Raw genomic sequence first — 11,443 nt, 5'->3', positions numbered from 1 at the left:
GTTTACGATGACAATGTTCTGATTAAATTAGAAAAATCTTCTTTGATATCGTGGCTCTCTTCACGCAACTGCTCGATCTTCCGGCAGGCATGAAGCACCGTCGTGTGGTCACGACCACCAAAGGCATCGCCAATCTCCGGCAGACTGTGGTTAGTCAGCTCTTTCGCCAGCGCCATCGCCATCTGGCGCGGACGGGCCACCGAGCGGGATCGACGCTTGGAAAGGAGATCCGCGACTTTGATCTTGTAGTACTCCGCCACCGTCTTCTGAATATTGTCGATGGTGACCAGTTTTTCCTGCAATGCCAGCAAGTCGCGCAGCGCCTCACGCACGAAGTCGATGGTGATCGCCCGTCCGGTAAAGTTGGCGTTGGCAATGACGCGGTTCAGCGCGCCTTCCAACTCACGTACGTTAGATCGTAGACGCTTGGCGATAAAGAACGCCACTTCGCCCGGCAAACGAATGTCGTTTTCGTCGGCCTTTTTCATCAGGATCGCCACGCGGGTTTCCAGCTCTGGCGGTTCGATCGCCACAGTCAGTCCCCAGCCGAAGCGGGATTTCAAACGATCCTCAACGCCGTTGATCTCTTTCGGATAGCGATCGGAGGTGAGAATGATCTGTTGATTACCTTCCAGCAGGGCGTTGAAGGTGTGGAAAAACTCTTCCTGAGATCGTTCTTTATTAGCAAAAAACTGAATATCGTCGATCAGCAGTGCATCTACGGAACGGTAGTAGCGTTTAAACTCTTCGATCGCGTTGTTTTGCAGGGCTTTAACCATGTCCTGAACAAAGCGCTCGGAGTGCATATAAACCACTTTGGCATTCGGCTTGCGCGCCATAATGCCGTTACCCACCGCATGCAGCAGGTGAGTTTTACCCAAACCCGTGCCGCCATAAAGGAACAACGGGTTATAAGCACCGCCAGGGTTATCTGCCACCTGGCGAGCCGCCGCGCGCGCCAGTTGGTTAGATTTACCTTCAACGAAGTTATCAAACGTGTGTTTGACGTTTACGTTAGAACGATAGGTCGGTTCTGCCGGAGCCGGGACGTTATCCCAACCCGAGCGCGTAGAAGGCGCAGCACGTTGCGGCTGCGTTTGCGCCACCTGTGCAGGGGCCGCGACGTTGCTCGTCACTGCCGCTTGTGGCGTTTGCGTCACCGGTTTGGTGCCGACTTCAAAACGCAGCTGTGGGGCATCCGCTCCGCAGAAACTGGTTAGCAGTCCATTGATATTATTAAGGTACTTGTCCCGTACCCAATCGAGGACAAAACGGTTTGGCGCGTACAGGGCCAGCGTGTTATCGCTCAGTTCCGCCTGCAATGGGCGTATCCACATACTGAATTCTGTGGCTGGTAACTCATCCTGCAATCGGGCAAGACACTGCTGCCAAAGCGAAAGTGACACGGCGGACTCCACTCGAACAAAAGTCGATAATGACTAAGGCTGAAACATTCATGATTGTTGACGTACGTCGAAAAGACCCTGCATGAGGGTGACGCACGAACCGCTGTCTGCGGTTATATGCCCGATCAAGATCCTGCAAAACGATCGGGACCGCGGATCATAGCCTAAACTGCGCAAGAGATCTTCTGTTTCTCACAGATTTTCCCGATTTATCCACAGGATGATCCAGAACTCGCTAAGTGTAAACGATCCTGCCGCAGGCCGGTCACGATTTACGCCGCATATTGGAAAATTTAATGACCATAGACAAAAAATGGCTTAATCGATCTAATAAAGATCCAGGACGATCCTTGCGCTTTACCCGTCAGCCCGTATAATCCTCCACCCGGCGCGCCATGCTGGTTTTCACTGGTGTGAGGCCGTACGTTTTCCCCGCGAAAAGGTGCGGAAAAGCGCGGTAAATAAGGAAAGAGAATTGACTCCGGAGTGTACAATTATTACAATCCGGCCTCTTTAATCACCCATGGCTTCGGTGTCCATCGTTTCATTTTTCGGCGGATATCCAATAAAGCCATTGAATTTATTCAAGTTTAGGTAGAAATCGCCATGAAACGCACTTTTCAACCGTCTGTACTGAAGCGCAACCGTTCTCACGGCTTCCGTGCTCGTATGGCTACTAAAAATGGTCGTCAGGTTCTGGCACGTCGTCGTGCTAAAGGCCGCGCTCGTCTGACCGTTTCTAAGTAATAAAGCTAACCCCTGAGTGGTTAAGCTCGCATTTCCCAGGGAGTTACGCTTGTTAACTCCCAGTCAATTCACATTCGTCTTCCAGCAGCCACAACGGGCTGGCACGCCGCAAATTACTATTCTCGGCCGCCTGAATTCGCTGGGGCATCCCCGTATCGGTCTTACAGTCGCCAAGAAAAACGTTCGACGCGCCCATGAACGCAATCGGATTAAACGTCTGACGCGTGAAAGCTTCCGTCTGCGCCAACATGAACTCCCGGCTATGGATTTCGTGGTGGTGGCGAAAAAAGGGGTTGCCGACCTCGATAACCGTGCTCTCTCGGAAGCGTTGGAAAAATTATGGCGCCGCCACTGTCGCCTGGCTCGCGGGTCCTGATAGCCCTCATTCGGGTCTATCAACGCCTGATTAGTCCGCTACTCGGGCCGCATTGTCGTTTCACTCCAACCTGTTCAAGCTACGGAATTGAGGCATTGCGCAGGTTTGGAGTGATAAAAGGCAGTTGGTTGACGGTGAAACGCGTATTAAAATGCCACCCTTTACACCCTGGTGGTGACGATCCCGTCCCGCCCGGACCATTTGATACCAGAGAACACTAACGATGGATTCGCAACGCAATCTTTTAGTCATCGCTTTGCTGTTCGTGTCTTTCATGATCTGGCAAGCCTGGGAGCAGGATAAAAACCCGCAACCTCAGGCCCAACAGACCACGCAGACAACGACCACCGCAGCGGGTAGCGCCGCCGACCAGGGCGTACCGGCCAGTGGCCAGGGGAAACTGATCTCGGTTAAGACCGACGTGCTTGATCTGACCATCAACACCCGTGGTGGTGATGTTGAGCAGGCCCTGCTGCCGGCTTACCCGAAAGAGCTGAACTCTACCCAGCCGTTCCAGCTGCTGGAAACTTCACCGCAGTTTATTTATCAGGCACAGAGCGGTCTGACCGGTCGTGATGGCCCGGATAACCCGGCTAACGGCCCGCGTCCGCTATATAACGTTGAAAAAGACGCTTATGTGCTGGCTGAAGGTCAAAACGAACTGCAGGTGCCGATGACGTATACCGACGCGGCAGGCAACACGTTTACCAAAACGTTTGTCCTGAAACGTGGTGATTACGCTGTCAACGTCAACTACAACGTGCAGAACGCTGGCGAGAAACCGCTGGAAATCTCCACCTTTGGTCAGTTGAAGCAATCCATCACTCTGCCACCGCATCTCGATACCGGAAGCAGCAACTTCGCACTGCACACCTTCCGTGGTGCGGCGTACTCCACGCCTGACGAGAAGTACGAGAAATACAAATTCGATACCATTGCCGATAACGAAAACCTGAACATCTCTTCGAAAGGTGGTTGGGTGGCAATGCTGCAACAGTATTTCGCGACGGCGTGGATCCCGCATAACGACGGTACCAACAACTTCTACACCGCTAATCTGGGTAACGGCATCGCCGCTATCGGCTATAAATCTCAGCCGGTACTGGTTCAGCCTGGTCAGACTGGCGCGATGAACAGCACCCTGTGGGTTGGCCCGGAAATTCAGGACAAAATGGCAGCTGTTGCTCCGCACCTGGATCTGACCGTTGATTACGGTTGGTTGTGGTTCATCTCTCAGCCACTGTTCAAACTGCTGAAATGGATCCATAGCTTTGTGGGTAACTGGGGCTTCTCCATTATCATCATCACCTTTATCGTTCGTGGCATCATGTACCCGCTGACCAAAGCGCAGTACACCTCCATGGCGAAGATGCGTATGCTGCAGCCGAAGATTCAGGCAATGCGTGAGCGTCTGGGCGATGACAAACAGCGCATAAGCCAGGAAATGATGGCGCTGTACAAAGCTGAGAAGGTTAACCCGCTGGGCGGCTGCTTCCCGCTGCTGATCCAGATGCCAATCTTCCTGGCGTTGTACTACATGCTGATGGGTTCCGTTGAACTACGTCAGGCACCGTTTGCACTGTGGATCCACGACCTGTCTGCACAGGACCCGTACTACATCCTGCCGATCCTGATGGGCGTAACGATGTTCTTCATTCAGAAGATGTCGCCGACCACTGTGACCGACCCGATGCAGCAGAAGATCATGACCTTTATGCCGGTCATCTTCACTGTGTTCTTCCTGTGGTTCCCGTCAGGTCTGGTGCTGTACTATATCGTCAGCAACCTGGTAACCATTATTCAGCAGCAGCTGATTTACCGTGGTCTGGAAAAACGTGGCTTGCATAGCCGCGAGAAGAAAAAATCCTGATTCGGTGAGTTTTCGCTAAAATAAGGGCGGTCAGTTGACCGCCTTTTTTCTTTTCGTAGGGCGGATAAGCACCACACATCCGCCACACAAAGCAACAGGAACATCATGAGCGATAATGACACTATCGTAGCCCAGGCCACGCCTCCGGGACGTGGCGGCGTTGGCATCCTGCGCATCTCCGGCCTCAAAGCCCGTGAAGTTGCCGAAACCGTGCTGGGTAAACTGCCTAAGCCACGCTACGCCGATTATCTTCCGTTTAAAGACGCCGATGGCAGCGTGCTCGATCAGGGGATTGCGCTATGGTTCCCTGGCCCGAACTCGTTCACCGGCGAAGATGTGCTGGAACTGCAAGGTCATGGCGGTCCGGTGATCCTCGACCTGCTGTTAAAACGCATTCTGACCATTCCCGGCCTGCGGATTGCCCGCCCTGGTGAGTTTTCCGAACGCGCATTTCTGAACGATAAACTCGACTTAGCCCAGGCCGAGGCGATTGCGGATCTTATCGACGCCAGCTCGGAACAGGCGGCCCGTTCGGCGCTAAACTCGCTGCAAGGCGCGTTCTCCGCACGGGTCAACCATCTGGTGGAAGCCCTCACCCACTTGCGCATTTACGTCGAAGCGGCAATTGATTTCCCGGATGAAGAGATCGATTTCCTCTCCGACGGCAAAATTGAAGCCCAGCTCAATGACGTAATTGCCGATCTCGACGCGGTACGCGCCGAAGCTCGTCAGGGTAGTTTGTTGCGCGAAGGGATGAAAGTGGTGATTGCCGGACGTCCTAACGCCGGTAAATCGAGCCTGCTGAACGCGCTGGCGGGCCGTGAAGCAGCAATCGTAACCGATATCGCCGGAACCACGCGTGACGTGCTGCGTGAGCATATCCACATTGACGGAATGCCGTTGCATATCATCGATACCGCCGGGCTACGTGAAGCCAGTGACGAAGTTGAACGTATTGGTATCGAGCGCGCATGGCAGGAAATTGAACAGGCAGACCGCGTGCTGTTTATGGTCGATGGCACCACGACAGACGCCGTTGATCCGGCAGAGATCTGGCCGGAATTTATCGCCCGTCTGCCAGCGAAACTGCCGATCACCGTGGTGCGCAATAAAGCCGATATCACCGGCGAAACGTTGGGGATGAGCGAAGTGAACGGTCACGCGTTAATTCGTCTTTCGGCGCGGACTGGCGAAGGCGTGGATGTGCTGCGTAACCATCTCAAACAGAGCATGGGCTTTGACACTAATATGGAAGGCGGCTTCCTGGCGCGTCGTCGTCACCTACAGGCGCTGGAACAGGCGGCAGAGCATTTGCAGCAAGGTAAAGCGCAACTGTTAGGTGCCTGGGCGGGTGAACTGCTGGCGGAAGAGTTGCGCCTGGCGCAGCAGAACTTAAGCGAGATCACCGGGGAGTTTACTTCAGACGACCTACTGGGGCGGATTTTCTCCAGCTTCTGTATCGGTAAGTAACCGCGCTTGCGAAGCCGCATTCTGACTGTCAGATGCGGCTTCGCTTCATTGTTAGCACTCCTGTTATTCCTCAACCCTTTTTTAAACATTAAAATTCTTACGTAATTTATAATCTTTAAAATAGATATTTAATATTGCGTCCCGAACGATTGTGATTCGATTCACATTTAAACAATTTCAGAATAGACAAATTTCTTGAGTATTATACTGTAGCCTCGTGTCTTTCGAGGATAAGTGCATTATGAATATCTTACATATATGTGTGACCTCAAAATGGTTTAATATTGACAACAAGATTGTCGATCACCGCCCTTGATTTGCCCTTCTGTAGCCATCACCAGAGCCAAACCGATTAGATTCAATGTGATCGATTAGTTTGCTATATCTTAATTTTGCCTTTTACAAAGGCCATCTCTCGTTTATTTACTTGTTTTAGTAAATGATGGTGCTTGCATATATATCTGGCGAATTAATGGATATTGCAAATGTAATATTCACAGGGATCACTGTAATTAAAATAAATGAAGGATTATGTAATGGAAAACTTTAAACATCTCCCTGAACCGTTCCGCATTCGTGTTATTGAGCCAGTAAAACGTACCACTCGCGCTTATCGTGAAGAGGCAATTATTAAATCCGGTATGAACCCGTTCCTGCTGGATAGCGAAGATGTGTTTATCGATTTACTGACCGACAGCGGCACCGGGGCGGTGACGCAGAGTATGCAGGCCGCGATGATGCGTGGCGACGAAGCCTACAGCGGCAGCCGCAGCTACTACGCGTTAGCCGAGTCAGTGAAAAATATCTTTGGTTATCAATACACTATTCCGACTCACCAGGGCCGTGGTGCAGAGCAAATCTATATTCCGGTACTGATTAAAAAACGCGAGCAGGAAAAAGGCCTGGATCGCAGCAAAATGGTGGCGTTCTCTAACTATTTCTTTGATACCACGCAGGGCCATAGCCAGATTAACGGCTGTACCGTGCGTAACGTCTATATCAAAGAAGCCTTCGATACTGGCGTGCGTTACGACTTTAAAGGCAACTTTGACCTTGAGGGATTAGAACGCGGTATTGAAGAAGTTGGCCCGAATAACGTGCCGTATATTGTTGCAACCATCACCAGTAACTCCGCAGGTGGTCAGCCGGTTTCACTGGCAAACTTAAAAGCGATGTACAGCATCGCGAAGAAATACGATATTCCGGTGGTCATGGACTCCGCACGCTTTGCCGAAAACGCCTATTTCATCAAGCAGCGTGAAGCAGAATACAAAGACTGGACCATCGAGCAGATCACCCGCGAAACCTACAAATATGCCGATATGCTGGCGATGTCCGCCAAGAAAGATGCGATGGTGCCGATGGGCGGCCTGCTGTGCATGAAAGACAACAGCTTCTTTGATGTGTATACCGAATGCAGAACCCTTTGCGTGGTGCAGGAAGGCTTCCCGACATATGGCGGCCTGGAAGGCGGCGCTATGGAGCGTCTGGCGGTAGGTCTGTATGACGGCATGAATCTGGACTGGCTGGCTTATCGTATCGCGCAGGTGCAGTATCTGGTCGATGGTCTGGAAGAGATTGGCGTTGTCTGTCAGCAGGCGGGCGGTCACGCGGCATTCGTTGATGCAGGTAAACTGTTGCCGCATATCCCGGCAGATCAGTTCCCGGCACAGGCGCTGGCCTGCGAGCTGTATAAAGTCGCCGGTATCCGTGCGGTAGAAATTGGCTCTTTCCTGTTAGGCCGCGATCCGAAAACCGGTAAACAACTGCCATGCCCGGCTGAACTGCTGCGTTTAACCATTCCGCGCGCAACATATACTCAAACACATATGGACTTCATTATTGAAGCCTTTAAACATGTGAAAGAGAACGCGGCGAATATTAAAGGGTTAACCTTTACCTACGAACCGAAAGTATTGCGTCACTTCACCGCAAAACTGAAAGAAGTTTAATTAAAACACTCAGAGTGGCTATAAGGATGTTAGCCACTCTATTACCCTACATCCTCAATAACAAAAATAGCCTTCCTCTAAAGGTGGCATCATGACTGATCAATCAGAAAAAAAACACTCTGCATTTTGGGGTGTTATGGTTATAGCCGGTACAGTAATTGGCGGTGGGATGTTTGCTTTACCTGTTGACCTTGCCGGAGCCTGGTTTTTTTGGGGCGCTTTTATTCTTATTATCGCCTGGTTTTCAATGTTACATTCAGGGCTATTATTATTAGAAGCAAACTTAAATTATCCCGTCGGTTCCAGTTTTAACACCATCACCAAAGATTTAATCGGTAACACCTGGAACATAATCAGCGGTATTACCGTTGCCTTCGTTCTCTATATCCTCACTTATGCCTATATCTCTGCTAATGGTGCGATCATTAGTGAAACGATATCAATGAATTTGGGCTATCACGCTAATCCACGTATTGTCGGGATCTGCACTGCCATTTTCGTTGCCAGCGTATTGTGGATAAGTTCATTAGCCGCCAGTCGTATTACCTCATTGTTCCTTGGGCTGAAGATTATCTCCTTTGTAATTGTTTTTGGTTCTTTCTTCTTCCAGGTCGATTACTCCATTCTGCGCGATTCCACCAGCACCACTGCGGGGACGTCTTACTTCCCGTATATCTTTATGGCTTTGCCGGTGTGTCTGGCGTCATTTGGTTTCCACGGCAATATTCCCAGCCTGATTATTTGCTATGGCAAACGCAAAGATAAGCTCATCAAAAGCGTGGTCTTCGGTTCGCTGCTGGCGCTGGTGATTTATCTCTTCTGGCTCTATTGCACGATGGGGAATATCCCGCGAGAAAGCTTTAAGGCGATAATCTCCTCAGGCGGCAACGTTGATTCGCTGGTGAAATCGTTCCTCGGCACCAAACAGCACGGCATTATCGAATTTTGCCTGCTGGTGTTCTCTAACTTAGCTGTTGCCAGCTCGTTTTTTGGTGTCACGCTGGGATTGTTCGATTATCTGGCGGATCTGTTTAAGATTGATAACTCCCACGCCGGGCGTTTCAAAACCGTGCTGTTAACCTTCCTGCCACCCGCGTTGTTGTATCTGATCTTCCCGAACGGCTTTATTTACGGGATCGGCGGTGCCGGACTGTGCGCCACCATCTGGGCGGTAATAATTCCTGCTGTACTGGCAATCAAAGCCCGCAAGAAGTTTCCCAATCAGATGTTCACGGTCTGGGGCGGCAATCTTATTCCGGCGATTGTCATTCTCTTTGGCATAACCGTAATTTTATGCTGGTTCGGTAACGTCTTTAACGTGTTACCTAAATTTGGCTAAATCTTTCAGGAAGCCAGCCATTCGCTGGCTTCTTGCCTGTCAGGAAATCTCTTTTGTCCAAATGGCAACTCGCCTGATTATCCTTCACCACGTATGCTTTGCGTCACCTTACTATCAGGACGCTTTAGCCCATGTCCCGCTTTTTGATTTGTAGTTTTGCCCTGGTTTTACTTTATCCCGCAGGGATTGATATGTACCTCGTTGGTTTACCGCGCATCGCCGCCGATCTCAATGCCAGCGAAGCGCAGTTGCATATTGCGTTCTCCGTTTATCTGGCGGGGATGGCGGCTGCGATGTTATTTGCCGGTAAAGTGGCCGATCGTTCAGGGAGAAAGCCTGTCGCCATACCCGGCGCGGCGCTATTTATTATCGCCTCGGTGTTCTGTTCACTGGCTGAAACCAGCGCGTTATTTCTTGCAGGGCGATTTCTACAGGGACTGGGCGCGGGCTGTTGTTACGTAGTGGCGTTCGCCATTTTGCGCGACACGCTGGATGATCGACGTCGGGCTAAAGTGCTGTCGTTACTCAACGGCATTACCTGCATCATTCCGGTGTTAGCGCCGGTGCTCGGACACCTGATTATGCTTAAATTCCCTTGGCAGAGTCTGTTCTGGACGATGGCAACGATGGGCATCGCGGTACTGATGTTGTCTTTGTTTATTTTAAAAGAAACGCGCCCTGCGGCCCCCGCAGCTTCGGACAAACCACGAGAAAATAGCGAGTCACTGCTTAACCGGTTTTTCCTCAGCCGTGTTGTTATCACCACCCTCAGCGTTTCGGTGATCCTCACCTTCGTCAACACGTCGCCAGTATTGCTGATGGAAATCATGGGTTTTGAGCGCGGAGAATACGCCACCATTATGGCGTTGACCGCTGGCGTCAGCATGACCGTTTCATTCTCCACGCCGTTTGCGCTGGGAATTTTTAAGCCACGTACGTTGATGATCACCTCACAGGTGTTATTCCTGGCGGCGGGGATCACCCTTGCCGTTTCACCTTCCCATGCGGTTTCGCTGTTTGGTATCACGCTGATTTGCGCCGGTTTCTCGGTAGGTTTTGGCGTAGCGATGAGTCAGGCGTTGGGGCCGTTTTCATTACGCGCGGGCGTAGCCAGCTCGACCTTAGGTATTGCGCAAGTTTGCGGTTCGTCACTGTGGATTTGGCTGGCGGCGGTGGTTGGTATCGGTGCATGGAATATGCTGATCGGGATTCTGATTGCCTGTAGCATAGTGAGCCTGTTGCTGATTATGTTCGTCGCGCCTGGACGCCCGGTTGCCGCTCATGAAGAAATCCATCACAACGCTTGATCTCAATCTGCTGCTCTGTCTGCAACTGCTGATGCAGGAGCGCAGCGTGACCAAAGCGGCGAAGCGGATGAACGTGACCCCTTCGTCGGTGAGTAAGTCGCTGGCAAAGTTAAGAGCGTGGTTTGACGACCCGCTCTTTGTGAACTCACCGCTGGGGCTGTCGCCCACACCGCTAATGGTCAGCATGGAGCAAAATCTGGCGGAGTGGATGCAAATGAGCAATCAGTTGCTGGACAAACCACTCCACGAAACGCCGCGCGGTCTTAAGTTCGAACTGGCGGCGGAATCGCCGCTGATGATGATCATGCTTAATGCGCTGTCGAAACGGATCTACCAACGATACCCGCAGGCGACCATCAAATTACGTAACTGGGATTACGATTCCTTAGATGCCATTACTCGTGGTGAAGTGGATATTGGTTTTTCCGGTCGCGAAAGTCATCCCCGTTCGCGGGAGCTGTTAAGCTCGCTACCGTTATCCATTGATTATGAAGTGCTGTTTAGTGATGTGCCCTGCGTCTGGTTACGCAAAGATCATCCGGCACTGCATGAAGCATGGAATCTGGACACCTTTTTACGTTATCCGCATATCAGCATTTGCTGGGAACAGAGCGATACCTGGGCGCTGGACAATGTGTTACAGGAGCTGGGGCGCGAACGCACGATTGCTATGAGCCTGCCGGAATTCGAGCAGTCACTGTTTATGGCAGCACAGCCCGACAATCTGCTACTGGCGACCGCGCCGCGCTACTGCCAGTACTACAATCAACTCCACCAACTGCCGTTGGTTGCTCTTCCTCTCCCGTTTGATGAAAGCCAGCAAAAAAAGCTGGAAGTCCCTTTTACCCTTCTGTGGCATAAACGGAACAGCCGTAATCCGAAGATCGTCTGGTTACGGGAAACCATTAAAAATCTTTACGCGTCGATGGCATAACCGAATCGTATGAAACGCGACCCAATTTCACAATGAAATGTA

Annotated in this window: 12 protein-coding genes; 11 read left to right on the top strand and 1 reads right to left on the bottom strand. The window is 51.3% G+C overall.

The window, feature by feature from the left end; genetic code table 11:
- Window positions 1-2: 2 nt before the first annotated feature.
- The gene (dnaA, locus tag ACJHX4_RS09255; RefSeq protein WP_000059111.1) at window positions 3-1,406 is read right to left on the bottom strand and encodes a chromosomal replication initiator protein DnaA; all 1,404 of its coding nucleotides are present in this window, start codon (window positions 1,404-1,406) and stop codon (window positions 3-5) included.
- A 296-nt stretch (window positions 1,407-1,702) separates the two neighbouring features.
- On the opposite strand from dnaA, the gene ACJHX4_RS09250 reads away from it, so the two are divergent.
- From ACJHX4_RS09250 to yidZ, 11 genes are all read left to right on the top strand, one after another.
- On the top strand, window positions 1,703-1,783 hold the full coding sequence (locus ACJHX4_RS09250) for a hypothetical protein (RefSeq protein ID WP_122984430.1): 81 nt from the start codon (window positions 1,703-1,705) through the stop codon (window positions 1,781-1,783).
- A gap of 229 nt (window positions 1,784-2,012) precedes the next feature.
- Window positions 2,013-2,153, top strand: a complete 141-nt coding sequence (gene rpmH, locus ACJHX4_RS09245) for a 50S ribosomal protein L34 (protein ID WP_000831330.1) — start codon at window positions 2,013-2,015, stop codon at window positions 2,151-2,153.
- 16 nt (window positions 2,154-2,169) lie between these two features.
- Window positions 2,170-2,529 (top strand): ribonuclease P protein component, encoded by a 360-nt coding sequence (gene rnpA, locus ACJHX4_RS09240; protein WP_000239730.1) that lies wholly within the window; start codon window positions 2,170-2,172, stop codon window positions 2,527-2,529.
- Window positions 2,493-2,750, top strand: coding sequence for a membrane protein insertion efficiency factor YidD (yidD, locus tag ACJHX4_RS09235; protein WP_001307474.1), 258 nt, complete (start codon window positions 2,493-2,495; stop codon window positions 2,748-2,750). Before rnpA ends, yidD begins: the two co-directional genes overlap by 37 nt.
- Before the next feature lie 2 nt (window positions 2,751-2,752).
- Window positions 2,753-4,399, top strand: coding sequence for a membrane protein insertase YidC (yidC, locus tag ACJHX4_RS09230; protein ID WP_000378258.1), 1,647 nt, complete (start codon window positions 2,753-2,755; stop codon window positions 4,397-4,399).
- A 105-nt stretch (window positions 4,400-4,504) separates the two neighbouring features.
- The gene (gene mnmE, locus ACJHX4_RS09225) at window positions 4,505-5,869 is read left to right on the top strand and encodes a tRNA uridine-5-carboxymethylaminomethyl(34) synthesis GTPase MnmE (RefSeq protein ID WP_001282361.1); all 1,365 of its coding nucleotides are present in this window, start codon (window positions 4,505-4,507) and stop codon (window positions 5,867-5,869) included.
- Between the two features lie 241 nt (window positions 5,870-6,110).
- Entirely contained in the window at window positions 6,111-6,185 is a 75-nt protein-coding gene (gene tnaC, locus ACJHX4_RS09220; RefSeq protein ID WP_001364348.1) for a tryptophanase leader peptide, read from the top strand.
- Between the two features lie 220 nt (window positions 6,186-6,405).
- A complete protein-coding gene (tnaA, locus tag ACJHX4_RS09215) occupies window positions 6,406-7,821 on the top strand; it encodes a tryptophanase (RefSeq protein ID WP_001296579.1) in 1,416 nt (471 codons plus the stop codon).
- Between the two features lie 91 nt (window positions 7,822-7,912).
- Complete coding sequence (gene tnaB, locus ACJHX4_RS09210; protein ID WP_000132074.1) at window positions 7,913-9,160, top strand: low affinity tryptophan permease TnaB; 1,248 nt, start codon at window positions 7,913-7,915, stop codon at window positions 9,158-9,160.
- A 131-nt stretch (window positions 9,161-9,291) separates the two neighbouring features.
- Complete coding sequence (gene mdtL, locus ACJHX4_RS09205) at window positions 9,292-10,467, top strand: multidrug efflux MFS transporter MdtL (protein WP_000085967.1); 1,176 nt, start codon at window positions 9,292-9,294, stop codon at window positions 10,465-10,467.
- Window positions 10,442-11,401, top strand: coding sequence for an HTH-type transcriptional regulator YidZ (gene yidZ / locus ACJHX4_RS09200; protein ID WP_001296580.1), 960 nt, complete (start codon window positions 10,442-10,444; stop codon window positions 11,399-11,401). The genes mdtL and yidZ overlap by 26 nt, the downstream gene beginning before the upstream one ends.
- Window positions 11,402-11,443: the final 42 nt, after the last annotated feature.

The sequence above is a fragment of the Escherichia sp. WS2035 genome (assembly GCF_046487065.1).
Classification (GTDB): domain Bacteria; phylum Pseudomonadota; class Gammaproteobacteria; order Enterobacterales; family Enterobacteriaceae; genus Escherichia; species Escherichia coli.
Note: the sequence above shows the minus strand (reverse complement) of the source record. Positions and strands in the feature narration are given on the sequence as shown.